Below are 24,526 nucleotides of genomic sequence, written 5' to 3'. Positions count from 1 at the left end.
TTCGGGGTAGCTCTCAGGTATGACGCGGCGTACGCGAAGCGGCGTCAGCCCCGCCCGGTGCGGTCCGCCCGCCCAGTCCGGTCCGTCCGCCCGGTGTGTTCCAGGATCGCGCCGGCGAGCGGTGCGTGCACCTCGCGGGGCAGGGCATGCCCCATCCCGGGAATCTCGACGAGCCGCGCGCCTCGGACCGCCTGGGCGATGTGACGGGCGTGGGGCGGCGGGTAGACGGGTTCGGCGGGCGCGGAGACGACCAGGGTGGGGACCTCGGTCCGTGCCAGGGCTTCCGTCCGGTCCATCCCGGAGGTGTCGGCCCGGGCGTGCGCGGTACCGGCATGGTGGTGCCCGGTGTGCGCGATGATCCGGCGCTCCTGCTCGCGGGCGTAGGAGGCGTCGAAGGGAATCCGGTCGCCACCGAGGGCCCGCGAGTGCTCGACCCGCCGCTCCAGCTCCGCCTCCGGCCCGTGGTCCTCGACGGGCCGGCTCCACAGCTCCAGGAGGGCGGGCAAGGCGCCGGGCAGCTCCTCCGCCGGGATCCTGGTCCCGTCCGGACGCTCGTACGGTACGGAGCTGAGCGCACCGGTCCCGATCAGCGTCGCGCTGAGCACCCGCTCGGGCCGGTCCGCGACGGCGAGCTGGACCAGCATTCCGCCGAGCGACATCCCCACCAGATGCGCCCGTTCGACCCCGAGGGCGTCCAGCACCCGCACGCTGTCCTCGGCAAGTGCGGTGAGCGGATAGGGCTGCTCGTCGAAGGACCAGGTGGAGCGCCCGGTGTCGCGATGGTCGTAGCGGATCACGCGGTGCCGTTCGGCGAGCGACTCCACCAGCTCGTCCGGCCACCCGAGCCCGGACGCCAGCGCGCCCATGACCAGCAGGAGGGCGGGGGCGTCGGGGGCGCCGCGTTCCTCCACCCAGAGGCGGACACCGGGGGCGACATCGACGAAGCGTTCCATGGTGAACCTCACCGCTTATGAGACGAGACGTATCGTTTCGTGTTCATGGTAGCGGGCCTGCGGACGGCAGGCGAGGGGAAACGACAGGTGGAGCGGTGCCCCCTACTCGGCCAGCACCTCGCGGCGCCGCACCGGCGAGCGTTCCTCCCCCTCGGCCGCGGTGGACGGGCCGTGACAGTCGTGGGCGGCCGCGCTGCCCTGGTCGACGATGTCCTCGTACACCGCCGCCTTGAACCTGATCAGGTCCAGCGACTCGGTGAGCCTGCCGATCCGGCCGGTGACGCGCGCCTCGTGCTCACGCATCAGCGCGAGCCGCTCCTCCTCGTTGCCCGTGCCTTCCCTGACGAGGCCGGCGTACCGGCGCAGCTCGGGCAGGGGCATGTCCGATGCGCGCAGGATGATGCAGACGGTCAGCCAGGCCACGTCGTCCTCGCTGTAGACGCGGCGGCCGTCGGCTCCGCGGCGTACGGGGGTGAGGAAGAGGCCCTCGTTCTCGTAGAAGCGCAGCGCGTGCACGCTCAGGCCGGTGCGTTCGGCGACCTGTCCGATGCTCAGACGTGGGGTGATCTCGACCATGGCGGCCAGCGTAGACGGGAGTTGACCTAGAGCCGGGTCTAGCTCCTAGGGTCCCCGTGCCGGCCGAATCCTCCGTCGCCCGGCATCCACGGTCACTCGGCAAGGGGCATCACCATGCGCTATCGCACGCTCGGCGGAACCGGTATCGAGGTCAGTACCCACTGCCTCGGGACCATGATGTTCCAGGCGGGCTTCAACCCCGATCACGACGACTGCGCCCGCATCGTCCACGCGGCCCTGGACCACGGGATCAACTTCGTCGACACCGCAGACATGTACGGGCAGGGCGAGTCCGAGGAGATCGTGGGAAAGGCACTGCGGGGGCGCCGTGACGACGTCGTACTCGCCACCAAGGTGCACTTCGCGATGGGCGAAGGCCCCAACCGCGGCGGCAACTCGCGGCGCTGGATCCTCAAGGCGGTCGAGGACAGCCTCCGGCGCCTGGACACGGAGTGGATCGACCTGTATCAGGTCCACTTCCCCGACCACACCACCGACATCGAGGAGACGCTCTCGGTCCTCGGCGACCTCGTGCGGGACGGGAAGATCCGCGCCTTCGGCTGCTCGAACTTCCAGGCCGACGAGATCGTCGAGGCGCACCACGTCTCCGAGCGTCGCGCTCTCGGCCGCTTCCGTACCGCCCAGCCGCCCTACTCGATCCTGGCCCGCGGGGTCGAGGCCTCGCTGCTGCCCGCCTGCGAGCGCTACGGGATGGGCGTCCTGGTCTGGAGCCCTCTCGCCTTCGGATTCCTCACCGGCAAGCACCGCAAGGGCCGGCCCATCGACCTGGAGGCCGGCCGGGCCGCGATCCGGCCGGCGTTCTTCGACCCCGCGATCGCCGAGAACGCGGCCAAGCTCGACGCGGTGGAACAGCTCGTCGAACTCGCGACGAGCATCGGCTGCACCCTGCCGCAGCTCGCCGTGGCCTTCACGGTGGCCCACCCCGCCGTCACCTCGGCGATCATCGGGCCGCGGACCATGGAACAGCTGGAGGGACTGCTCCAGGGCGCCCCGGTCACCCTGGACGACGCGACCCTCGACCGGATCGACGAGATCGTCCGGCCCGGGGTGAACCTCTACAACCCCGCCGCCGCGCTCCCTCCGCGGTCCCTGACCGAGACCGCCCTGCGCCGCCGCCCGCTCGCCGAACGCGCGGCCGCCTGAACGACTGCCCCTGGGCGCCCCGGCTTCGGAAAGCCCGGGCGTCCCGAAGAAGAACCCCGGTGACCCGGCGCGAACGACCGCACCCGGCCCGCCATGGACGCCGTTGTCGGCGGCCTGCGGACCGGGTGCGGTCGTGCGGGCTGTCCGGACGCGCGCGAGCGCGGGCCGGGCGGCCCGGGGAAGATCAAGCCTTCTTCGTCTCCCAGAAGATCCGGTCGACCTCGGCGATCAGGTCCAGAGCCTTCTGACCCGTCTTCGGGTCGTTCGAGCCCTTGGCCGCGGAGAGCGCCTTCAGGGTGTCGTTGATGAGCTGGTGCAGCTCCGGGTACTTCTCGAAGTGCGGGGGCTTGAAGTAGTCGCTCCAGAGCACCGACACGTGGTGCTTCGCGAGCTCGGCGCGCTGTTCCTTGATCAGAATCGCGCGGGTGCGGAAGTCCGCGTCCTCGTTGGCCTGGTACTTCTCCTGGACGGCCTTGACCGACTCGGCCTCGATGCGGGCCTGGGCCGGGTCGTAGACGCCGCAGGGCAGGTCGCAGTGGGCGCTGACCTTCACCTTGGGGGCAAACAGGCGGGAAAGCATGGAGCTGTCCTCCTCGTGATCGTCTTCTCAGGTGGGACATTACTCCGTGGAGCGCCGCTTTCCGTGGCTGCCCCAGGGGCTTAGGTCAAAAGTCCGGGGTGGGATTCGGGCCGTCGGCCGAATGTACGGAGCGGAACGCGGTACGCGGGACGGTGTGCCGGAGGAGGACCGGGAGGTGGCCGAGGTGCCGGAGTGGGGACGGGTGTCCGGAGGCGGACGGGCCGGGCGGCGGCGGCCGTTGCGGGTGGTGGAGGTGACGGGGCCTTCGATGGTGCCCACGCTCTACCACGGGGACCTGCTGCTGGTGCAGTACGGCGCTCCGGTGCGCCCCGGTGACGTGGTGATCCTGCGTCACCCCTTCCAGCAGGACCTGCTGGTGGTGAAGCGGGCGGTCGAACAGCGGCCGGGCGGCTGGTGGGTGCGCGGCGACAACACGTTCGCGGGCGGGGACAGCACGGATTACGGGGTCGTACCCGAGGAGCTCGTACTGGCCCGGGTGCGGGCCCGCTACCGGCCGTTGCCGAAGGGGCCGACGAGTGCGAAGGGTCAGCGGTCGGTGACCGAGCTGCTCGGCTGGGCGGTCTCGGCGGTGAGGCCGGTCCGGTCCGCCTCCGCGCGCTTGCGGGCCCGGTAGGCGGCCACGTTGGCCCGGGTCGCGCAGCGGTCCGAGCAGTAGCGCCGGGACCTGTTGGTGGAGGTGTCGAGGTAGGCGTTGCGGCACGGGGCCGCCTCGCACAGGCCGAGCCGGTCCACGCCGTGCGAGGTCAGATGGAAGGCGAGGCCCATCGCCGCGATGGCCGCGTATCCGGCCGTCGCGTTCGACGGGTGGTCGGCCAGATGCATGTGCCAGTCCGGCCTGCCGTCCTCGTCCCGGGTGTCGTGGCCGGAGATCTGCGGGCTCACCGGGAACTCCAGCAGCAGCGAGTTCAGCAGGTCGACCGCGAGCGTCTCGTCACCGCCGTCGGCCGCCTCGAAGACCGCGCGCAGCCGGGCCCGTACGGAACGGAAGCGGGTCACGTCCGCCTCCGCCGTCCGCCGTGCCGCCTGCTGGTTGGCGCCGAACAGCTCCCGTACCGCCTCGACCGAGGTGAGGGCGTCCTTGTTACGGGCCGGCTCCTCGGTGTTGACCAAGCGCACGGCGTAGTCCGAGTAATAGGCCAGTTCCACTTGTAGTCCTTACCGGGTCGGTCTAGGGTCGGGGTGTCGGTCAGTGTAATAGGTGGCCGACATTCATGAGGCTTACTTGGAGGTTGGCGTGACGGAGACGGGGACGAGCACCGACTGGCAGTCCTGGCAGGAGAGCTGGGACCGGCAGCAGGAGTGGTACATGCCCGACCGCGAGGAGCGGTTCCGGGTGATGCTGGACATGGTCGAGGCGGTCGTCGGCCCCGCGCCCCGGGTCCTGGACCTCGCGTGCGGTACGGGAAGTATTACGGACCGGCTCCTCAAGCGGTTCCCGGACGCCACGAGCACCGGCGTCGACCTCGACCCCGCGCTGCTGGCCATAGCCCGCGGCACCTTCGAGGGCGACGACCGGGTCACTTTCGTCACCGCCGACCTCAAGGACCCGGACTGGACGACCGGGCTGCCCCACACCTCGTACGACGCCGTCCTCACCGCCACCGCCCTGCACTGGTTCCACAGCGAGCCGCTGGCCGTGCTGTACGGGCAGCTCGGCGGGCTCGTCCGGGACGGCGGCGTCTTCATGAACGCCGACCGCACCATCGACCCGGACACTCCGCGCATCAACGCCGCCGAACGCGCCCACCGGCACGCCGCGATGGACCGCGCCAAGGCCGCGGGCGCCCTGGACTGGGCCGAGTGGTGGGCCGTCGCCGCCAAGGACCCGGTCCTCGCCGGACCCACCGCCGAACGGTTCGCCATCTACGGCGAGCACGCGGACGGCGACATGCCCTCCGCCGCCTGGCACGCCCGCACCCTGCTCGCCTCCGGCTTCGGCGAGGCCCGCGCGGTCTGGTCCTCGCCCTCGGACAGCCTGATCCTCGCCGTGAAGTAGGCGGAGGCGCGGAAGGGGGAGATGCAGGAGGCGGAGACGCGGAGGGCGCAGGGGCGGTACGGGTCGGTCATCGGCCCGTACCGCCCTTTCGTGTCGCGCTGCAACCTGCCCGGTTCCCCGACGCACTGGAAGGGTGAGACGGTCCGCATCGGCGGGCCCGGGGGAGAGGGGGCGGTCCATGCGGATCCGGGAATGGGGCCGGGATGCGGACCGATGACGACGCCGCGCTGCACGACTTCGTGGAGGGCAGACGCACCGCGTTGTTCCGTAGCGCCTATCTGCTGTGCGGCGACCGGCACGAGGCCGAGGACCTGGTCCAGAGCGCGCTGGTCAAAGTCGTCCTCGGCGGCCGCCGGTACGGGCGGCTCGACAACATCGAGGCGTACGCCCGCAAGACGCTGGTCAACACCTTCATCGCGAGCCGCCGGAGGTTCTGGCGGCGCGAACAGGCGTACGGCGAGTTGCCCGACCGCCAGGGGCCCGTGTCCGACACGGAGACCGGCCTGGTGGTCCGGGCGGCTCTCGCCCGGCTCTCGCCCAGGCAACGAGCGGTGCTGGTCCTGCGCTACTGGGAGGACCTGAGCGTGGAGGCCACGGCCGAGGCGCTGGGGATGCGGACGAACACGGTCAAGAGCCACGCGGCTCGGGGCCTGGCGGCGCTGCGCGCCGGGATGGCGGAGGAACTCGTATGAACGACGTCCACGAACTGCTCGGCCGCGCCGCCGACGACGCGGGCACCCCCGCGCTCTCCACCGGCACGGTGTACGCGAGGGCCGCCCGGATACGCCGGCGCCGCCGGGCCCTCGTCTCGGCGGCGGCACTCACCGTGGTCGCGGCCGGGGCGCTCACGGTGGCCCGGGCCGGTGAGCAGGGGGACACCGCCCACTCCTCGGTGGCGACGACGCCCCGGCCGACCGGCTCCCCGGCGACGAGCGCCGCCCCGGCCCCCGCGCTCACCAAGACCGAGCGGCTGGCCGCCCTGCTGCCCCCGGACGTGGGGGAGATCGAAGAGGTCCTGCTGCTCGCCCTCATCAAGGGGAGCCCGCCCGAGCACGCGCAGGGGCCCCTCCTCGGGCCGCTGGACGGGCAGTACGCGTTCCGCAAGGACGGCGGCGTGGGCTATCTCGTCCTCACCTACGAGGACCGGGAGGCCGTGACGGCGAAGGAGGGCCGACCGGCCGATCCGGACACCGACCTCTGCCCCGAGCCGGGCCAGGAGACGAGCCGTACGGAGTGCGTACGGGAGGCGCTCCCCGACGGCCGGGTGCTGACCCTGTGGAAGAGCGCGATGCCGTTCCGGGGCGGGGACGAGGTCCGCTGGGGTCCCGAGCTGACCGGGCAGCTCGTCCAGCGCGACGGCTCCCAGCTCCTCGTCCGCTCCAGCACCGGCTTCGAGAGCACCGGCACCCAGGGGCCGCTGCTCGATGAGCCCCCGGTCTCCCGCGAGCAGCTGAAGGCGCTGCTGACCGGTCCGGAGGTGCTGCCGGAGAAGCCCTGAACACGCCCCGGACGCGCGGGAGGGCGGCACGGACGTCGTGTCCGTACCGCCCCCTCCGAACCACTCTCTCAGTACCGCCCTCTCGGACAGGAGGAGCTCAGGTCGAGCAGGAAGAGCTCAGGTCGAGCCGGCTACAGCACCTTCGACAGGAACGACTTCGTCCGGTCCTGCTGCGGGTTGCCCAGCACGTCGCGCGGGTGGCCGGACTCGACCACCACGCCGTCGTCCATGAAGACCAGCGCGTCACCGACCTCGCGGGCGAAGCCCATCTCGTGGGTGACGACGATCATCGTCATGCCGTCCTCGGCCAGACCGCGCATGACGTCCAGGACGTCACCCACGAGCTCCGGGTCGAGCGCCGAGGTCGGCTCGTCGAAGAGCATCAGCTTCGGCTCCATCGCCAGCGCGCGGGCGATGGCGACACGCTGCTGCTGACCGCCGGAGAGCTGGGTGGGGTAGTTCTTCGCCTTGTCGGCGAGGCCCACCCGGTCCAGCAGCTTCTCGGCGCGGGCCCGGGCCACGGCCTTGGCCTCGCCCTTGACCTGGATTGGCGCCTCCATGACGTTCTCGAGCGCCGTCATGTGCGGGAACAGGTTGAAGCGCTGGAAGACCATGCCGATCTCGCGGCGCTGGAGGGCGACCTCGCTGTCCTTGAGCTCGTAGAGCTTGTCGCCCTTCTGCCGGTAGCCGACCAGCTCGCCGTCGACCGAGAGCCGGCCGGCGTTGATCTGCTCCAGGTGGTTGATGCACCGCAGGAAGGTGGACTTGCCGGAGCCGGACGGGCCGATCAGGCAGAACACCTCACGCGGGGCGACCTCCAGGTCGATGCCCTTGAGGATGTGGGCGGCGCCGAAGGACTTGTGGACGCCCTCGGCCTTCACCATGGGGGTGGTCATGCGGAGACACCTCCGGAGGGCCGGTTGCTGAAGGAGGCGAGGTTCACCTTGATGCGCTGCAGCGGCGTGAGCGGCAGCGAGCGCAGCGAGCCGCGGGCGTAGCGGCGCTCCAGGTAGTACTGGCCGACGCTGAACACGCTGGTCATCACGATGTACCAGATGGACGCGACGAACAGCATCTCCATGACCGCGTACGACGTGGAGCCGATCTGCGAGGTGGAGCGGAGCAGCTCGTTGTAGGTGACCGCGTAGACCAGCGAGGAGGTCTTCAGCATGTTGATGAACTCGTTGCCGGTCGGCGGGATGATCACCCGCAGCGCCTGCGGCAGGACCACGCGGCGCATGGTCTTCGCCTGGGTCATACCGAGCGCGTGCGACGCCTCGGTCTGGCCCTCGTCCACCGACTGGATGCCGGCGCGGCAGATCTCCGCCATGTAGGCGGCCTCGTTCAGGGCGAGCCCCAGCAGGGCGCACATGAACGGGGTCATGACGTCCGTCATCTCGTCCTTGTAGATGAACGGGATGTTCAGGACCGGGAAGATCAGCGCCAGGTTGAACCAGAGCAGCAGCTGGACGTAGACCGGGGTGCCCCGGAAGAACCAGATGTACAGCCAGGCGACCCAGCTGGTGACCGGGTTCTTCGAGAGGCGCATCACGGCCAGGATCACACCGAGGATCACGCCGAGCACCATGGCCAGGACGCTGATCAGCAGGGTGCGGCCGGCTCCGGCGACGACGTTCTTGTCGAACAGCTTGTCGCCGACGGCCTGCCACTGGATGTTGCCCTGCGAGAAGGCGTACCCGAGGGCCACGAGGAGGCCGATGACCACGATGCCGCTGATCCAGCGGCCGACGTGGCGGACCGGGATGGCCTTGATGTTCTCCGGGGCCGTGGTGGCGCCCTTGGAGACCGACACCTGGCCGGCCGGTGAGCCGGGGGGTGTCTTGTCGAACTTGTCAGTCATGGTGACTGCCCTTCGGTGAAGCGTCCGGTCACTTGCCGCCGTTGATGGCGGCCTTGTCGATCGCTCCCGTGCCGGCGCCCCACTTGTCGAGCACCTTCTTGTACGAACCGTCGGCGATGATCGCGTCGACGGCTTCCTTCAGGGCGTCCCGGAGACCGGTGTTGTCCTTCTTGACGGCGATGCCGAACGGGCCGGCGTCGATCTGCTCGCCGACGACCTCGAAGGCGTTGCCGCCGTCGGCCTTGCGGGCCAGGTCGACCGCGACCGGGTAGTCGTTGACACCGGCGACCGCACCGCCGGACTTGACCCGGGTCTGGGCCTCGGTGTCGTTCTCGAACGACTCGATCTTGACTGCCTTCTTGCCGCCGTCCGTACACGCCTTGGACTGCTTCTTGAGGGCTTCCTCGTAGGTGGTGCCGCGCTGGACGGCGGCGGTCTTCCCGCAGAGGTCCTCGATGGACTTGATGTTCTGCGGGTTGCCCTTCTTCGTGTACACGGCGGTGCCGGCCAGGAAGTAGTCGACGAAGTCGACGCCCTCGCCCAGCTTCTTGCCGGAGTCGTCCAGGCCCTCCTGGCGCTGCTTGTTGTCCGTGATGGACGACATGGCGATGTCGTGGCGGCCGGAGTTCAGGGCGGTGATCAGCCCGTCGAAGGAGCCGGAGGTGAACTCGAACTTCACGCCCAGCTGCTTGCCGAGGGCCTCGGCGATGTCGGGGTCGACGCCCACGATCTTGCCGTTCTCGACGGACTCCATCGGGGCGTACTCGGCGTTCGTGCCGACCTTGATGACACCCGACTTCTGGTACTTCGCCGGCAGCTTGGCGAAGAGCGGGGCGCCGGCCTTGGTGGCCGTGCTGTCGCCGCCCTCCGAGGAGGCGCTCTCGGTCTGGTCGCCGCAGGCGGTGAGCAGCAGAGTGCCGGCGACCGCGATGGCGCCGACCGCCGCAATCCGGGACTTCGCGGTCTTACGACGCATGATGCTTGCGGTCATGTCGGGATCCTCCGGCAGGTGAGGGTGAGGGTGCTTTCGGGGAGGCTTGGCACGCACCTTCGAGTGTCGTCACCTCGTTTGATGACGGCATCCTGCCATTTGGACAGGCCTATTCAGGGGCCCAGCCATGTCAAAATCGGATAACGGGCGACACCCGAACTCGCGCGGCCGGTACCTCGGGGCCGGACCATCTGTCGCGAACCCTCCATGCCACCGGAGAATCTCCGGCGCGCCATGAGAGAGGGTGGCATTTATGCCGGTTTGCCGACTTGTCCAGATATTCGACTATGAGTCACGTCACCGCATCGGAATGGACTCGTGCGTAACAGGGTTGGTCCGGTAAGAAAGACGTTTACACCCCTCATCCGGGGCTCAGGGCGCGTGTGCGGCGCGCCCGCGCGTATGTACCTCTCCCTGCCAGGGCGGGCCAACCGCTCGGCGCAGGGCACGTACGCGGTGCCCGCCCACCCCTCCTCAACCAGGAGTGGCCACCCTCAAACGATGAAGACTTAAGGGGTCAACACCATGGCAGCGGAGATCGTCAATCCTCGCAGCGACAGCACCACCGACAGTGGCATCCAGCGCACGAGCGCAGCGGACACCGGGGCCGACGAGCCCTTCGATCCGGCCTTCGCCCTCCACCGGGGAGGGAAGATGGCCGTGCAGTCCACCGTCCCGATCCGGGACAAGGACGACCTTTCCCTGGCCTACACGCCCGGCGTGGCCAAAGTGTGCAGCGCCATCGCCGACAACCCTGAGCTCGTCCACGACTACACCTGGAAGTCCCAGGTCGTGGCCGTCGTGACGGACGGCACCGCCGTGCTCGGCCTCGGTGACATCGGGCCCGAGGCGTCCCTCCCCGTGATGGAGGGCAAGGCCATCCTCTTCAAGCAGTTCGGCGGCGTGGACGCGGTGCCGATCGCGCTCGCGACCACGAGTGTGGACGAGATCGTCGACACCGTCGTCCGGCTCGCCCCCTCCTTCGGTGGGGTGAACCTGGAGGACATCTCGGCCCCCCGGTGCTTCGAGATCGAGCGCAAGCTTCAGGAGCGGCTGGACATCCCGGTCTTCCACGACGACCAGCACGGCACCGCCGTCGTCACCCTCGCCGCCCTGCGCAACGCCGCCAAGCTCTCCGGGCGGACGCTCGGTGACCTGCGCGGCGTCATCTCCGGCGCGGGCGCGGCGGGCGTGGCCATCGCCAAGTTCCTGCTGGAGGCCGGCATCGGCGATGTCGCGGTGGCGGACCGCAAGGGCATCGTCAGCCGGGACCGGGACGACCTGACCGACGTCAAGCGCGAGCTGGCCGAGCTCACCAACCGGGCCGGGATCTCCGGGTCGCTGGAGAAGGCGCTCGCCGGTGCGGACGTCTTCATCGGTGTCTCCGGCGGTACGGTTCCGGAGGCGGCGGTGGCGTCGATGGCGCCGGGCGCGTACGTCTTCGCCATGGCCAACCCGAATCCGGAGGTCCACCCCGAGGTCGCGCACAAGTACGCGGCCGTGGTGGCGACCGGGCGCTCGGACTTCCCGAACCAGATCAACAACGTGCTGGCGTTCCCGGGGATCCCGCGGGGGGGGGGGGGGGGGGGGCCGGGGGCCCCCCCCGGGGGGCTCTGCCCCCAGACCCCCGCTCCTCAATCGCCGGAGGGGCTCGATTGGTTCGGGCCTCCGCTGCTCAAACGCCGCAGGGGCTTGATTGGCGCGCCGGAGGTGCTGGAAAGGGCCCCGACGGGGGAGGGCGGCGCGCAGCGGCTGTATCTGGCCGACGTAGGAGCACTTGGTGTGCGTCACATGCGCTTTCGGTTACGTCGTCGGTCCGGCCCGCCTATCGTCTAGCCATGTTCGCCGCCTACGCAGCCCGCATCGACCCCGACCAGCCCCTCGACGGCCTTGAGCTGGGCGAACGCCCGGCCCCGGAAAAGCGCCCCGGGTGGAGCACCATCACCGTCCGGGCCGCCTCCCTCAACCATCACGACCTCTGGTCGCTGCGGGGCGTGGGGCTCTCGCAGGACCGGCTCCCGATGATCCTCGGCTGTGACGCCGCCGGTATCGACGAGGACGGCAACGAGGTCGTCCTGCACTCCGTGATCGGCCAGTCCGGGCACGGGGTCGGGCCGAAGGAGCCGCGCTCCATCCTCACCGAGCGCTACCAGGGCACCTTCGCCGAGCAGGTCACCGTGCCCACCTGGAACGTGCTGCCCAAGCCGGAGGAGCTCTCCTTCGAGGAGGCCGCCTGCCTGCCGACCGCCTGGCTCACCGCGTACCGGATGCTCTTCACCAACGCCGGGGTCCGGCCCGGCGACTCGGTGCTCGTCCAGGGCGCGGGCGGCGGGGTCGCCACCGCCGCGATCGTCCTCGGGAAGGCCGCCGGGCTCCGGGTCTTCGCCACCAGCCGCGACGAGACCCGGCGCAAGCGGGCCGTGGAGCTCGGCGCGCTCGCCGCGTACGAGCCCGGCGCGCGGCTCCCGCAGCGGGTGGACGCCGTCATCGAGACCGTCGGCGCCGCCACCTGGTCCCACTCCGTGAAGTCGCTGCGCCCCGGCGGCACCCTCGTGATCTCCGGGGCCACCAGCGGCGACCGGCCCTCGCACGCCGAGCTGACCCGGATCTTCTTCCTGGAGCTCAAGGTCGTCGGCTCCACCATGGGGACCAAGGACGAGCTGGAGGACCTGCTCGCGTTCTGCGCGACCACCGGCGTCCGCCCGGTCATCGACGAGGTGCTGCCGCTGGACCGGGCCCGTGAGGGGTTCCAGCGGCTGGCCGACGGGGAGCAGTTCGGGAAGATCGTGCTCCGGCCGACCGAGTAGTCCCGCAGAACTCGTCGCCGCACCATACTTGAACAAGTGTCAGCTTTGCTGATGGGATGCCGCCCATGCGTATGGGCAGAGCACTCATAGCACTTGTCGTCGCGTCCGTCCTGGCGGCGGGAGCCCTCGCTCCCGCCGCCTCCGCGCGCCCGGCATCCACCCAGGTCCCCGCCCCGTCGACGTACGAACACGCCATCCCGCCCCTCACCGACAGCCGGGGCCGCGCCCTCACCCTGCGCGGCTGGAACGTCGAGGACAAGGCGAACCGGGGCGAGGCCGCACTGAGCGCCATCACCGAACGCCACTTCCGCGACCTGCGGGCGAACGGCTTCAACTTCGCCCGGCTGCTGGTCTTCTGGGACGACCTGGAGCCCCGGCGCGGCCGGTACAGCGAGCGCTACCTCCGGAAGATCGAGCGCATCCTGGGCTGGGCCCACCAGCACCGCGTCCAGGTCCTCATCGACGCCCACCAGGACGTCTTCGGGCCCGCCTTCGGCCACCGGGGCATCCCGGAATGGGCCACCAGGACCGACGGGCTGCCGTTCACCCCGAACCCCGACGACTGGTTCTCCGAGTATTTCCAGCCCGCCGTCCAGCGGGCCTTCACCCACCTCTACGAGGACCCCGACCTGCGCCGCGCCCAGGCGGCCATGTGGCAGGTCCTCGCCGAACGGTTCCGCGGCCACCCGGCCGTCATCGGCTACGACCTGATCAACGAGCCGATGGGGGAGCTGCGCGAAGGCGAGGACCTGCCCACCGCCGCCCGCCGTATCGAGGCCCAGCACCTCACCCCGATGTGCAACCGGCTCGCCCGCGCCATCCGCGCGAAGGACCGTTCCACCTGGCTCTTCGTCGAGCCGACCCCCATCGTCGGCGAAGGCGTGCCCACCGGGCTCGGCCGGATCCACGACGGCCGGACCGTCTACGCGCCGCACTTCTACAACACCGCCATGGAGGCGGGCGCGGACTACGACCCGTCGGCCGGCTGGATCGAGGCGTACGAGGCCGCCGTCACCGCCTACCCGGCCCGCCACCGGATGCCCGTGGTCGTCGGTGAATGGGGGCCGCTCAACAACTCCCTCCCCAACATGGGGCGCTTCTACCGCGAGGCCGTCGCCTCCCTCAACCGCTACAGCTCGGGCTGGGCCGGATACGTCTGGTGCTACGGCGGCGGCTACTGCGCGGTGGACGAGCGCGGCCGCTTCCGTACGAACAAGGAGCAGACGGCGACCCCGTACGCCCCCGCCGTCGCCGGCACGGTCCGCTCCGACACGTACGACGCCACCACCCGCTCCTACCGGCTCGCCTACCGTGCGGCCACCCGCCCCGGTCTCACGGAGCTGTCCCTGCCGCCCTCCTCCCGGAGCTGGCGCGTCTCCGTCACCGGCCGGGCCGCCCGCGTCCTCGGCAAGGCGCCGTACGGGGGCCGCCTGACCGTGGTGGCGTGGCCCGGGGCGGAGGTGGTGGTGACCGTGCGGGAGGCTGGCCCGTATGGACGAACTGACCGCCCCTGAAGGGTTTCTGCTGCGCCCCTGGCTCCCCGCCGACGCCTCCGCCGTACTCCGCGCCTTCGCCCCGGCCGAGATGGACCGCCAGAGCGACCGGCCCGTCTCCGACCGGGCCGATGCGCTGGCCTGGATCGCGGACCGTACGCGGGAGTGGGGAGCCAGGACCGGCTACTCCTGGGCCGTCGTGGGGGAGGAGGGCGAGGCGCTCGGCTGCGTGGCCGTCCGCGCCGTCAATCGGGCCCATGACACGGGCTGGGTCTCCTACTGGACCACCGAGGCGGCGCGCGGCCGGGGCGTCGCCCCCGCCGGAGTGCGGGCGCTGGCGCGCTGGGCGTTCGGCGAACTCGGCCTGTACCGGCTGGAGCTGGGCCACCGCACCGACAACCCCGCCTCCTGCCGGGTCGCCGTACGGGCCGGGTTCGCGCCCGAGGGGATCGAGCGGGGCAAGCTGCGCTACGGCGACGTGCGGTACGACGTCGAGCGGCACGCCCGGCTCGCGGACGATGTTGTCAACTTTGATTGACGGCACTCGCGTGTCAATGTACGTTGACATCATGACCGAAGCAACGGATCTGGCCGCACGCGCCGGTGACCGCGACCCGCGCGTCGGGCTGCGGGCAGTGGCAGCGCTGCGGCGGCTGCTGGAGCAGCTCGAAGCCGTACAGGTACGCAGTGCCCGCGTCCAGGGATGGTCGTGGCAGGAGATCGCCGCCGAGCTGGGTGTCAGCCGGCAGGCCGTGCACAAGAAGTACGGGAGGCGCTGATGTTCGAACGGTTCACCCGAGGAGCCCGCGCGACCGTCAAGGGAGCCGTGGCGCAGGCGGAGCGCACCGGGGCCGGATCGGTCACGGAGGAACATCTGCTGCTCGCCCTGCTGGAACAGGAGGGGAGCCGGGCCTCCTTCGCCCTCGCCGCCCTCGGGCTGAGCGGCCGCCGCGCCTCCCTCGACGCCTCCTTCGCCGAGGCCCGCCGCCGGGGCGGGCTGACGAAGGCCGACACCGAGGCCCTCGCGGGGATCGGGATCGACGTCGACGCCATCGTGGGCCGGGTCGAAGGGGCTCACGGCGCGGGCGCTCTCGACGCCGGCCGGGGCAGCCGCCGGTGGTGGTCGGGCCACCGCCCCTTCACCCCGGGGGCGAAGGGCATCCTGGAGAAGTCGCTGCGGGTCGCCCTGGGGCGCGGCGACCGCTTCATCGGCGAGGAACACCTGCTCCTGGCGCTCACGGCGGCCCCCGGGACCGTCGCCGACGTCCTCGCCGAGCACGGGGCGACGTACGCGACCGTGCACCGCGCGCTGTACGGGCCCGAGGCCGACGGGCAGGGGCACGCCAAGGCGGGGTGAGGACGCGGGGGCGGGGGGCTGCACATGCCCCCCGCCCCCGTCCGCCCTCTCCCCTCAGCCCTTCTCGTCGCCCGCCGGCCTCAGCAGTGCCTCGATCCGTGCCGCCGCCGCGCCCAGGTGGCCGCGGGCCTCGGCCAGCTGGTCCCCCGTCACCCCATGGTCGCGGGCGGTGTCCCGTACGGTGTCGCGGAACCGGTCCAGCAGGCGGTCCAGGTCGCGGGCCGGGTCATCCGTGACCGGGACGTCCGTGCCCCAGTCGGAGGCGGACGCGGACTCATGGGCCTCGGTGGCCTCAGCGGTCTCGGTGGCCTCGGACGGTCCGGGCCTGCCGAACGAGGACCAGCCGCCCGCCCGCGCGAAGCCGCCGAGCTGCCCGGTGATCTCGGCCAGCCCCTCCCGTACGCCGGCGGGCCAGTCGCCCCGGGCGAAGTGCTCCTGCACCTGGCGGGCGGCGTTCTGCATCTGCTCGCGGGCCCTGTCCTGCGCCTCCTTGGCCTGGCGGCGGGCCTGCTGCGCCTCCTCGCGGGCGCGGCGGGACTCGTCCTTCGCCCGGCGCGCCTGCTCCTGCCACTCCTCCTTGGCCCGGCGCGCCTCCTCCTTGGCCGCGCGCCACGCCTTGCCGTCCGTGAGGTCGCCCAGGTTGCCGAAGTCCCCGAAGTCGCCCAGGTCCCCGAAGGGGGAGGACTGCTTGCCCTGGTCCGTACGGGACTCGGAGGCGGCGGCCCGCATGTCGCTGCGGAGCCGGCCCGCGGCCCCGCGCACGTCGTCGCGGATCTCGGCGGCCAGCTCGGCGAGGGAGTCGCGGATCTCCAGCTCCAGGTCGGCCAGTTCGCCGCTGCGGCCCGCCAGCTCGGCGCGTCCGGCGTCCGTGATCGAGTAGACCTTGCGGCCGCCCTCGGTGGCGTGGGTGACCAGGCCCTCGGCCTCCAGCTTGGCCAGCCGGGGGTAGACGGTGCCCGCGGAGGGGGCGTACAGGCCCTGGAACCGCTCCTCCAGGAGCCGGATCACCTCGTAGCCGTGGCGCGGGGCCTCGTCCAGGAGCTTGAGCAGATACAGGCGCAGTCGGCCGTGGGCGAATACGGGGGCCATGTCAGAGAACCTTTCCGGTCGGCTCGGCACCGTGCGTGTCGTCCTCGGCCGGGGGCCTGCGCAGCAGGGCGATCGAACCGGACACGGTCGTCGCCCGCAGGGTCCCCGTGCCGGCGCCGAGCGTGCCGGTGATCTTCTTCGCGCCCCACTGCCCGCCGACCCGGAGGTCCTCGAAGGCGTTGGAGACGGTCCCGCTCGCGGTGTTCGCCTCGACCCGGGCGTCCGCCGGGTGCGGCAGCCGGATCGCGATCGCGCCGGAGACCGTGGTCAGCCGGATGTCGGTGGGCTTCCCCGACGGGTCGACGTCCAGCACCATGTCCCCGCTGATCGACTCGGCCCGGACCGAGGCGCCCGCCCCGTCCACCACCGTCAGATCACCGGCCACGGAGTGGAAGCGCAGGTCCCCGGTGACGCTCTGGGCCTCCAGGCTGCCCGAGACGGAGTCCCCGCGGACGGTGCCGGTCAGGCCGACGAGCGCGATGTCACCGGTGATGCCGCGTACGTCGGTGCGGCCGCCGATCCCGGAGACGACGGCCCCGGCGCCGACCACGCCGACCTCCACCGAGGCGGCGGCCGGCACGACGAGCGAGACGACCGCGCTGCGGCGGCGCCCCTGGGGGTCGAGCCAGCGCAGGAGGTCCTGCCAGGGGAGGTCCTCGTACGCCACCGTCAGGCGGCCGTCCTCATGGGTGACGAGGAGCGGCGGCCCCTCGATGGCGGAGACCTCCAGCCGGGCGCCCGGCTCGTCGGTGCCGACCACGTTGACCGTGCCGCCGACGACGCGGACGTGGAGCGAGGTCACCGGGTCGTCGAACGTGAGCTTCTGCGGCTCGGCGACGGTCCGCTTCGACACAGCCATGGACAGGACCTCCCGGAGAGAACAGCAACGCAACATATCGCGTCTCGTAAGGAACACGATATATCGCGGATTGGGGAAGTCAAGCGCCACCCCATGGGCGCCTCAGGTGGCGAAAAGAGGAACAAAAGCCATCAGGATGGGGCAAATTCGCCTAGCGTGTGGCCCATGAACGCGACATCCACGGGGGCGCTCCTGCTGTGCCGCGCCGACCCCGAGACCGTACGGCCGCTCGCCCACCTGCTGCGCGAGCAGATGCTGCTGACGCGCGCGGGCGAGGAGTGGAGCGTTCTCGTTCCGGAGGGAAAGCCCTGGCGGGTCACCGGCCCCTCCGGCGGCGGTGACCCCGAGCCGGTCGACCGGGTCCTCGGCGGCTGGGCCACCGCCCTGGCCGTCGGCTCCAGCTGGCCGGTGCTCGCCCTGTGGTGGGACGCCGACCGGGCCGGCTACACCCTCGCCGCCGGATTCCGCCGCCCCGTCGGCTACGTCTGGCTGACCGACGGCACACCCGTGGGCGAGGACGAGGCGATGCGCACCTTCGCGGCCCGGCTCGGCCTCGATCCCGTACTGGACCTCCAGGAGCTGGAGGAGCTGACCCGGCCCGACCCGGAGTCGGACGCCGAGGCCCGGCTGCGCGGCCTGCTCGCGGTCCTGACCCGTACGGGACTCACCCTGCCGACGGGGCTCGGCCCGGGCGAGAGCGCCGACCGGCTGCGCAGTGTGGCGGCGGTGCAGCGCGGGGTGGAGCGCGTCGAGTGGGCCGGGTGGCGCGATGCCGTACGGGTCGAACTCGACGCGGTGGAGAGCAGCAGCCTCGGCCCCTGGGTGCGCGGCCCGCGGGCCCGGGCCATCGCCGCGGCCCAGCTCGCGGCCGGGCTCCCGCTGCTGCTGTGGGGCGCCCGCCGCCGCAGCGGGGGATGGGCGGCCGCCGGAGCCGTACTCCTGGCGCAGGGCGCGCTGGGGCTCGCCTACCACCGGGCCCGGGCGGGGGTCTCCTGAGCGGCTCGCGGGTTACGCGTCCTCGTCGTCCTCGTCGTCCAGCCGGGCCAGCCAGGTCGCGAGGCGCTCGACCGGCACCTCGAAGTCGGGGTTGAGATCGACGAACGTCCGCAGCTGCTCGGCGAGCCACTCGAAGGTGACCTCCTCCTCGCCGCGCCGCTTCTCCAGTTCCTCGATGCCACGGTCCGTGAAGTACATGCGCACAGGATAACGAGGCTCAGGCAGCCCCCGGAACGCCGGAGGCCCGGCCCCGCGACAAGCGCGGGACCGGGCCTCGGTGACGTACGAACAGGTCGTACAGCCGTGACGGTCCTCAGGCCTCGAAGACCTCGTTGACCAGCTGCGCCTGCTCCGCCTGGTGACGCTTGGCCGAGCCGACCGCCGGGGACGAGCCGTGCGGCCGCGAGATGCGGCGCAGCCGCTCGCCGTGCGGCACGTCCGCGCCGACGGCCAGGTCCAGGTGGTCGATCAGGTTGAGCGCGATGAACGGCCACGCACCCTGGTTGGCCGGCTCCTCCTGGGCCCAGAGGTACTTCTCGGCGTTCGGGTACTTGGCGATCTCGGCCTGGATCTCCGCGCCCGGCAGCGGGTACAGGCGCTCCAGGCGGATGATCGCGGTCTCCGTGTCGCCGCGCTTCTCCCGCTCGGCGTCCAGGTCGTAGTAGAGCTTGCCCGAGACGAACACGACCTTGCGGACGTTCTCCGCCTTGACGCTGTCGTCACCGATCACCGGGCGGAAGCCGCCGACGGTGAACTCCTCGATCTTCGACGCCGCGGCCTTCAGACGCAGCATCGACTTCGGGGTGAAGACGATCAGCGGCTTGTGGTGCGGGTTGTGCACCTGCCAGCGCAGCAGGTGGAAGTAGTTCGACGGCAGGGTCGGCATCGCGACCGTCATGTTGTCCTGCGCGCACATCTGGAGGAAGCGCTCCGGGCGGGCGGAGCTGTGGTCCGGGCCCTGGCCCTCGTAGCCGTGCGGCAGCAGCAGCGTGACGCCGGAGGTCTGGCCCCACTTCTGCTCGGCCGAGGAGATGAACTCGTCCACGACGGTCTGGGCGCCGTTGACGAAGTCACCGAACTGGGCCTCCCAGATGACCAGCGACTCCGGGCGGGCCAGCGAGTAGCCGTACTCGAAGCCCATCGCCGCGTACTCGCTGAGCAGCGAGTCGTAGACGTTGTAACGGGCCTGGTCCTCGGTGAGGTACAGCAGCGGGGTGTAGTCCTCGCCGGTGACCTGGTCCACCAGGACCGCGTGGCGCTGGCCGAACGTGCCGCGGCGGGTGTCCTGGCCGGCGAGCCGGACCGGGGTGCCCTCCATCAGCAGCGAACCGATGGCCAGGGTCTCGCCCATGCCCCAGTCGATCGTGCCGTTCTCCACCGAGGCCGCGCGACGCTGCATCTGCGGCATCAGACGGGGGTGGACGGTGATCGACTCGGGGATGTTGACCTGGGACTCGGCGATCCGCTTCACGACCTCGGCGGAGACCGCGGTCTCCACGGCGACCGGGAACGCGGCCTGCGGCTCCGGGATGTGCGGGGCGGCCGGCTGCGAGGTGGCCTCGCGAACCTCGGCGAAGACCTTCTCCAGCTGACCCTGGAAGTCCTGGAGCGCCTGCTCCGCCTCTTCCAGCGTGATGTCGCCGCGACCGATGAGGGACTCGGTGTAGAGCTTGCGCACCGAGCGCTTCTTGTCGATCAGGGTGTACATCTGCGGGTTGGTGAACTCCGGGTTGTCGCCCTCGTTGTGACCGCGGCGGCGGTAGCAGATGAGGTCGATCACGACGTCCTTGTTGAACGCCTGCCGGAACTCGAAGGCGAGCCGCGCGACGCGGACCACGGCCTCCGGGTCGTCACCGTTGACGTGGATGATCGGCGCCTCGATCATGCGCGCCACGTCGGTGGCGTACATCGAGGAGCGCGAGGACTCCGGGGCGGCGGTGAAGCCGACCTGGTTGTTGATCACCACGTGCACGGTGCCGCCGGTGCGGTAGCCGCGCAGCTGCGACATGTTGAGCGTCTCGGCGACGACGCCCTGGCCCGCGAAGGCCGCGTCGCCGTGGAGCGCGATCGGCAGGACCGTGAAGTCCGTGCCGCCCTTGTTGATGATGTCCTGCTTGGCGCGGGCGATGCCCTCCAGGACCGGGTCGACCGCCTCCAGGTGCGAGGGGTTGGCGGCCAGCGAGACCTTGATCTGCTCGCCGTCCAGACCGGTGAAGGTGCCCTCGGCGCCCAGGTGGTACTTGACGTCGCCGGAGCCGTGCATCGAGCGCGGGTCGAGGTTGCCCTCGAACTCGCGGAAGATCTGCGCGTACGACTTGCCGACGATGTTCGCCAGCACGTTCAGCCGGCCGCGGTGGGCCATGCCGATGACGACCTCGTCGAGGCGGGCCTCGGCGGCGGAGTCGATGACCGCGTCGAGCAGCGGGATGACGGACTCGCCGCCCTCCAGCGAGAACCGCTTCTGACCGACGTACTTGGTCTGCAGGAACGTCTCGAACGCCTCGGCCGCGTTCAGCCGGCGCAGGATGCGCAGCTGCTCCTCGCGCTCGGGCTGCTGGGTGCGGGGCCGCTCCACGCGGTCCTGGAGCCACTTGCGCTGCTTCGGGTCCTGGATGTGCATGAACTCGATGCCGGTGGTGCGGCAGTACGACTCACGCAGCACACCGAGGATGTCGCGGAGCTTCATCATCGACTTGCCGGCGAACCCGCCGACCGCGAAGTCCCGCTCCAGGTCCCACAGGGTGAGGCCGTGCTCGGTGATGTCGAGGTCGGGGTGCTTGCGCTGGCGGTACTCCAGCGGGTCGGTGTCGGCCATGACGTGGCCGCGGACCCGGTAGGAGTGGATCAGCTCGAATACCCGCGCGGCCTTCGTCACGTCGTTGTCGTGCGACGCGTCGATGTCCGTGAGCCAGCGGACCGGCTCGTACGGGATGCGCAGGGCCTTGAAGATCTCGTCGTAGAAGTCGTTCTGGCCGAGCAGCAGCTGGCTCAGGACCCGCAGGAACTCGCCGGAGGCGGCGCCCTGGATGACCCGGTGGTCGTAGGTCGACGTGAGCGTCATGACCTTCGAGATGCCGAGCTTGTTCAGGGTGTCCTGGGAGGTGCCCTGGAACTCCGCCGGGTAGTCCATCGCGCCGACGCCCATGATGAGGCCCTGTCCGGGCATCAGGCGGGGCACCGAGTGGACGGTGCCGATCCCGCCGGGGTTGGTCAGCGAGGCGGTGACGCCGGAGAAGTCGTCCATGCCGAGCTTGCCGATGCGGGCGCGCCGGACGATGTCCTCGTACGCCTGCCAGAACTCGAAGAAGTTGAGCGTCTCGGCCTTCTTGATGGCCGCGACGACCAGCTGGCGGTCGCCGTTCGGCTTCACCAGGTCGATGGCGAGACCGAGGTTGACGTGCTCCGGCTTGACCAGGGTCGGCTTGCCGTCCTTCACCGCGAAGGAGTAGTTCATCGACGGCATGGCCTTGAGGGCCTGCACCATCGCGTACCCGATGAGGTGCGTGAAGGAGATCTTCCCGCCGCGGGCGCGCTTGAGGTGGTTGTTGATGACGATGCGGTTGTCGAAGAGCAGCTTCACCGGGACCGCGCGGACGGACGTGGCCGTCGGCAGCTCCAGCGAGGCGTTCATGTTCTTCGCGACGGCGGCCGAGGGGCCGCGCAGCGTCACGTACTCGGGGCCGGCCGGGGCCTCGGTGGACTCGTCGGCCTTCGGCTTGGCCTTGGCGGGCGCGGCGGCGGGCTTCGCCGGGGCCGGAGCCGGGGCGGCCTTGGCCTCGGCGGGCTTCGCCTCGGCCGGCTGGGCCTGCGCCGGGGCCGCCTTCGCCGGAGCCGGAGCGGCTGCGGTGGTGGCCGGGGCCACGGGCTGCGCCGGTGCGGCGGCGGCCGGGGTCTCGGTTGCCGCAGCCCCCGAGGCTGCGGCGCCGGGAACGGGCTTGTCCGCCGTGCCGGAGGAACCCGGCTTGTAGTCGGCGAAGAAGTCCCACCAGGCGCGATCGACCGAACTGGGATCCTGGAGGTACTGCTGGTAGATCTCGTCGACGAGCCACTCATTGGCGCCGAAAGCGGCGGCCGGGTTGGTGCCCGGGCTGGCTTGGTCGGTCGAGATGCTCGAGTTACTGGGGGACTGAGACGACACGGCGGCAACCGCCCTCTTCCGCTTCACAAGGTGATGGACAGCGGAAATCAAGGCTACGCCCCCCAAACCGTTCCTTGCAGACCGGGCCGGTGCTTCGTCGTGCACATCACATCGCAACGCGGGTTTCGGCGCAGGAAATGGCGGGAAACAAGCGAGGTTCCACTGCACTTCGGGTACGCAGGACCGTGGATACGGTCGTCTGACCGTATCCCCTTGAGATCCCCTTCGGGCTGGACACGGAGAACGTGCCCTTCCGGTTCGACCTTATGTCAACGACGGTCGGCCGTGTCGTCAACCGCGTCGCTCGGACAACCCCGGGAGGGTGACCTGGATGCGGCAGCCCCGAGCGGATTCGGCCACTCCGATCCGGCCGCCGTGCAGATCCACCGCCCAGTGGGCGATCGCGAGCCCCAGCCCCGTACCGCCGTCGCTGCCCGGACCGTGGGGTGAGGGGGCCTGGCCCCGGTTGAACCGTTCGAAGACCCGGTACCGCTCCGCCTCCGGGATGCCGGGCCCCTCGTCGATGACCTCCAGCTCCAGCGACTCCGGGTACGCCCCGCGCCGCGCCAGGACCGTCACCCGGCCGTGCGGCGGGCTGTGCTTGACCGCGTTGTCGATGAGGTTGGCCACCACCTGGTGCAGCCGCTCGGCGTCCGCGTGCGCGGTGAGTTCCGGCGGCGAGACGTCCAGATGGAGGTGGACGTCCGTACGGGAGTGGTTGCCCGACCCCGACGACAGGCGTCGCTGGGACGCGGCGAGATTGGCTTCTTTCAGTACGCCCGAGAGATACGGCCACACCTCGAAGCGGCTCGCCCTGAGCGTCACCACCCCGTTGTCCAGCCGGGACAGGTCCAGCAGCGTCTCCACCAGCCGGCCGAGCCGCTCCGTCTGCTTCAGCGCCGTACGCATCGTCTCGGGATCGGCGGCCGAGACCCCGTCCACCACGTTCTCCAGCACGGCCCGCAGCGCCGCGATGGGGGTGCGCAGCTCGTGGGAGACGTTGGCGACCAGCTCCTTACGGTGCCGGTCCTCCGCCTCCAGGTCGTCCGCCATGCGGTTGATCGTCTGGGCCAGGTCGCCCAGCTCGTCCCGCCGCCCGGCGCCGCTCACCCGGCGCGTGTAGTCGCCGTGCGAGATCGACCGGGCCACCGCCCGCATCTCGTCCAGCGGCGCGGTCAGCCCGTGCGCCACGAACTGGGTGATCAGCAGCGTCGCGATCACCGAGAACACGGTGATGAACTGGAACTCGGTCCGGGTCCGCAGCGCCACGATCAGCAGACCGGTCGTGATGAAGACCGAGACCACCACGAGCGTGCCGAGCTTGGCCTTGATGGAGAAGGGCCGCATTCCCGACCCTGGCCGGGTCATGGGGCCGGGGTCTCCAGGGCATAGCCCACGCCGTGCACCGTACGGATCCGCTCGGCGCCGATCTTGCGGCGCAGCGCCTTGATGTGGCTGTCGACCGTACGGGTGCCCGAGGCGTCCGCCCAGTCCCAGACCTCGGCCAGCAGCTGCTCCCGGGAGAGCACCGCGCGCGGGGTGTTCGCCAGGCAGACCAGCAGGTCGAACTCGGTCGGCGTGAGGTGGACGTCCTCGGCGCGCACCCGGACCCGGCGCTGCGCGTGATCGATCTCCAGCTCGCCGAGGCGCAGTATCCCGCTGCGCGGGGTGACGGCGGCCAGCGCGGCCCGCTCCACCCGCCGCAGCAGGACGTGCACCCGGGCGGCCAGCTCCCGCATGGAGAACGGCTTGGTCATGTAGTCGTCGGCGCCGACCCCGAGCCCGACCAGCATGTCGGTCTCGTCGTCGCGCGCGGTGAGCATCAGCACCGGCACCGGGCGCGTCGCCTGCACCCGGCGGCAGACCTCCAGGCCGTCGAAGCCGGGAAGCATGATGTCGAGCACCATCAGATCGGGCTGCCATGCCTCGGCCGCGTCGACGGCCGCGGGCCCGTCCAGCGCGGTCTGCACCAGAAAGCCCTCCGCCCGCAGCCGGGCGGCAATGGCGTCGACGATCGTGGCGTCGTCCTCGACCACCAGCACCCGGCGTTGAGCCCCTGGGGTGGCCGCGACGCCGTTGTGGGTGGTGTGTGTCTGTTCCATCGCCCCGCCCCTGCCCGTTCTCGCGGGGGGCGAACCCCCGCAAGG

At 71.1% G+C, this 24,526-nt stretch carries 24 protein-coding genes and 1 pseudogene; 12 read left to right on the top strand and 13 right to left on the bottom strand.

Annotated features, from left to right (window positions below; translation table 11 throughout):
- Nucleotides 1–44: 44 nt before the first annotated feature.
- Entirely contained in the window at nucleotides 45–953 is a 909-nt protein-coding gene (locus tag IF17_RS0100215) for an alpha/beta fold hydrolase (protein WP_051883862.1), read from the bottom strand.
- 102 nt (nucleotides 954–1,055) lie between these two features.
- On the bottom strand, nucleotides 1,056–1,529 hold the full coding sequence (locus IF17_RS0100210) for a MerR family transcriptional regulator (RefSeq protein WP_030560902.1): 474 nt from the start codon (nucleotides 1,527–1,529) through the stop codon (nucleotides 1,056–1,058).
- A 114-nt stretch (nucleotides 1,530–1,643) separates the two neighbouring features.
- Between IF17_RS0100210 and IF17_RS0100205 the strand changes: the two genes are divergently transcribed.
- Nucleotides 1,644–2,693, top strand: a complete 1,050-nt coding sequence (locus IF17_RS0100205) for an aldo/keto reductase (RefSeq protein ID WP_030560901.1) — start codon at nucleotides 1,644–1,646, stop codon at nucleotides 2,691–2,693.
- 184 nt (nucleotides 2,694–2,877) lie between these two features.
- Here IF17_RS0100205 and sodN read toward each other — a convergent pair whose 3' ends face one another.
- Nucleotides 2,878–3,273 (bottom strand): superoxide dismutase, Ni, encoded by a 396-nt coding sequence (gene sodN, locus IF17_RS0100200; protein ID WP_015611295.1) that lies wholly within the window; start codon nucleotides 3,271–3,273, stop codon nucleotides 2,878–2,880.
- Between the two features lie 121 nt (nucleotides 3,274–3,394).
- On the opposite strand from sodN, the gene sodX reads away from it, so the two are divergent.
- Nucleotides 3,395–3,907 carry a nickel-type superoxide dismutase maturation protease gene (sodX, locus tag IF17_RS0100195; protein WP_030560898.1) on the top strand — a complete coding sequence of 171 codons (513 nt, stop codon included), beginning with the start codon at nucleotides 3,395–3,397 and terminating at the stop codon, nucleotides 3,905–3,907.
- Here the strand turns inward: sodX and IF17_RS0100190 are convergent.
- Nucleotides 3,820–4,440, bottom strand: a complete 621-nt coding sequence (locus IF17_RS0100190) for a CGNR zinc finger domain-containing protein (protein WP_030560896.1) — start codon at nucleotides 4,438–4,440, stop codon at nucleotides 3,820–3,822. The genes sodX and IF17_RS0100190 overlap by 88 nt on opposite strands.
- An 88-nt stretch (nucleotides 4,441–4,528) precedes the next feature.
- On the opposite strand from IF17_RS0100190, the gene IF17_RS0100185 reads away from it, so the two are divergent.
- The 3 genes from IF17_RS0100185 to IF17_RS0100175 all read left to right on the top strand — a co-directional run bounded on the left by IF17_RS0100185 (nucleotide 4,529) and on the right by IF17_RS0100175 (nucleotide 6,788).
- Nucleotides 4,529–5,290: a class I SAM-dependent methyltransferase gene (locus IF17_RS0100185; RefSeq protein ID WP_030560894.1), complete on the top strand. Its 762-nt coding sequence runs from the start codon at nucleotides 4,529–4,531 to the stop codon at nucleotides 5,288–5,290.
- A gap of 203 nt (nucleotides 5,291–5,493) precedes the next feature.
- Nucleotides 5,494–5,982 (top strand): SigE family RNA polymerase sigma factor, encoded by a 489-nt coding sequence (locus IF17_RS0100180; protein WP_018509993.1) that lies wholly within the window; start codon nucleotides 5,494–5,496, stop codon nucleotides 5,980–5,982.
- Nucleotides 5,979–6,788: a hypothetical protein gene (locus IF17_RS0100175; protein WP_030560892.1), complete on the top strand. Its 810-nt coding sequence runs from the start codon at nucleotides 5,979–5,981 to the stop codon at nucleotides 6,786–6,788. Before IF17_RS0100180 ends, IF17_RS0100175 begins: the two co-directional genes overlap by 4 nt.
- 131 nt (nucleotides 6,789–6,919) lie before the next feature.
- Here the strand turns inward: IF17_RS0100175 and IF17_RS0100170 are convergent, their stop codons facing one another.
- Genes IF17_RS0100170 through IF17_RS0100160 form a run of 3 tightly spaced genes read right to left on the bottom strand, consistent with a single transcriptional unit; the run spans nucleotide 6,920 to nucleotide 9,640 of the window.
- A complete protein-coding gene (locus IF17_RS0100170; RefSeq protein ID WP_018509991.1) occupies nucleotides 6,920–7,684 on the bottom strand; it encodes an amino acid ABC transporter ATP-binding protein in 765 nt (254 codons plus the stop codon).
- A complete protein-coding gene (locus tag IF17_RS0100165) occupies nucleotides 7,681–8,649 on the bottom strand; it encodes an amino acid ABC transporter permease (RefSeq protein ID WP_030560890.1) in 969 nt (322 codons plus the stop codon). The genes IF17_RS0100170 and IF17_RS0100165 overlap by 4 nt, the downstream gene beginning before the upstream one ends.
- A 28-nt stretch (nucleotides 8,650–8,677) precedes the next feature.
- Entirely contained in the window at nucleotides 8,678–9,640 is a 963-nt protein-coding gene (locus tag IF17_RS0100160) for an ABC transporter substrate-binding protein (protein ID WP_030560888.1), read from the bottom strand.
- 525 nt (nucleotides 9,641–10,165) lie between these two features.
- Between IF17_RS0100160 and IF17_RS0100155 the strand changes: the two are divergent.
- From IF17_RS0100155 to IF17_RS0100130, 6 genes and pseudogenes are all read left to right on the top strand, one after another.
- Nucleotides 10,166–11,215: pseudogene (locus IF17_RS0100155) on the top strand (NAD(P)-dependent malic enzyme); the annotation flags it as partial.
- Nucleotides 11,216–11,478: 263 nt separating this feature from the next.
- Complete coding sequence (locus IF17_RS0100150) at nucleotides 11,479–12,447, top strand: zinc-binding dehydrogenase (protein ID WP_030560884.1); 969 nt, start codon at nucleotides 11,479–11,481, stop codon at nucleotides 12,445–12,447.
- 65 nt (nucleotides 12,448–12,512) lie between these two features.
- Nucleotides 12,513–13,961, top strand: coding sequence for a cellulase family glycosylhydrolase (locus IF17_RS0100145; RefSeq protein WP_051883839.1), 1,449 nt, complete (start codon nucleotides 12,513–12,515; stop codon nucleotides 13,959–13,961).
- Nucleotides 13,939–14,478: a GNAT family N-acetyltransferase gene (locus IF17_RS0100140; RefSeq protein WP_030560881.1), complete on the top strand. Its 540-nt coding sequence runs from the start codon at nucleotides 13,939–13,941 to the stop codon at nucleotides 14,476–14,478. The genes IF17_RS0100145 and IF17_RS0100140 overlap by 23 nt, the downstream gene beginning before the upstream one ends.
- Before the next feature lie 31 nt (nucleotides 14,479–14,509).
- Nucleotides 14,510–14,719, top strand: coding sequence for a sigma factor-like helix-turn-helix DNA-binding protein (locus IF17_RS0100135; RefSeq protein WP_006127526.1), 210 nt, complete (start codon nucleotides 14,510–14,512; stop codon nucleotides 14,717–14,719).
- Nucleotides 14,719–15,297, top strand: a complete 579-nt coding sequence (locus tag IF17_RS0100130; protein WP_030560879.1) for a Clp protease N-terminal domain-containing protein — start codon at nucleotides 14,719–14,721, stop codon at nucleotides 15,295–15,297. The genes IF17_RS0100135 and IF17_RS0100130 overlap by 1 nt, the downstream gene beginning before the upstream one ends.
- A gap of 54 nt (nucleotides 15,298–15,351) precedes the next feature.
- Here IF17_RS0100130 and IF17_RS0100125 read toward each other — a convergent pair whose 3' ends face one another.
- Both IF17_RS0100125 and IF17_RS0100120 read right to left on the bottom strand, forming a co-directional pair.
- Nucleotides 15,352–16,386, bottom strand: coding sequence for a PadR family transcriptional regulator (locus tag IF17_RS0100125; protein WP_030560877.1), 1,035 nt, complete (start codon nucleotides 16,384–16,386; stop codon nucleotides 15,352–15,354).
- A 1-nt stretch (nucleotide 16,387) separates the two neighbouring features.
- Nucleotides 16,388–17,245, bottom strand: coding sequence for a DUF4097 family beta strand repeat-containing protein (locus tag IF17_RS0100120; RefSeq protein ID WP_030560875.1), 858 nt, complete (start codon nucleotides 17,243–17,245; stop codon nucleotides 16,388–16,390).
- A 165-nt stretch (nucleotides 17,246–17,410) separates the two neighbouring features.
- On the opposite strand from IF17_RS0100120, the gene IF17_RS0100115 reads away from it, so the two are divergent.
- Nucleotides 17,411–18,241, top strand: coding sequence for a hypothetical protein (locus tag IF17_RS0100115; RefSeq protein WP_030560873.1), 831 nt, complete (start codon nucleotides 17,411–17,413; stop codon nucleotides 18,239–18,241).
- Nucleotides 18,242–18,253: 12 nt separating this feature from the next.
- On the opposite strand, the gene IF17_RS0100110 is transcribed toward IF17_RS0100115, so the two are convergent.
- The 4 genes from IF17_RS0100110 to IF17_RS0100095 form a co-directional block, all read right to left on the bottom strand.
- A complete protein-coding gene (locus IF17_RS0100110; RefSeq protein ID WP_003966321.1) occupies nucleotides 18,254–18,439 on the bottom strand; it encodes a DUF6104 family protein in 186 nt (61 codons plus the stop codon).
- Nucleotides 18,440–18,554: 115 nt separating this feature from the next.
- Nucleotides 18,555–22,379 carry a multifunctional oxoglutarate decarboxylase/oxoglutarate dehydrogenase thiamine pyrophosphate-binding subunit/dihydrolipoyllysine-residue succinyltransferase subunit gene (locus IF17_RS0100105; RefSeq protein ID WP_030560871.1) on the bottom strand — a complete coding sequence of 1,275 codons (3,825 nt, stop codon included), beginning with the start codon at nucleotides 22,377–22,379 and terminating at the stop codon, nucleotides 18,555–18,557.
- A gap of 291 nt (nucleotides 22,380–22,670) precedes the next feature.
- Nucleotides 22,671–23,747 carry a HAMP domain-containing sensor histidine kinase gene (locus IF17_RS0100100; RefSeq protein WP_026241093.1) on the bottom strand — a complete coding sequence of 359 codons (1,077 nt, stop codon included), beginning with the start codon at nucleotides 23,745–23,747 and terminating at the stop codon, nucleotides 22,671–22,673.
- Nucleotides 23,744–24,481: a response regulator transcription factor gene (locus IF17_RS0100095; protein WP_018509977.1), complete on the bottom strand. Its 738-nt coding sequence runs from the start codon at nucleotides 24,479–24,481 to the stop codon at nucleotides 23,744–23,746. Before IF17_RS0100095 ends, IF17_RS0100100 begins: the two co-directional genes overlap by 4 nt.
- Nucleotides 24,482–24,526 lie beyond the last annotated feature (45 nt).

The sequence above is a fragment of the Streptomyces cyaneofuscatus genome, assembly GCF_000718135.1.
Taxonomy (GTDB): domain Bacteria; phylum Actinomycetota; class Actinomycetes; order Streptomycetales; family Streptomycetaceae; genus Streptomyces; species Streptomyces cyaneofuscatus.
This window is presented reverse-complemented; position numbering and strand designations above follow the sequence as displayed.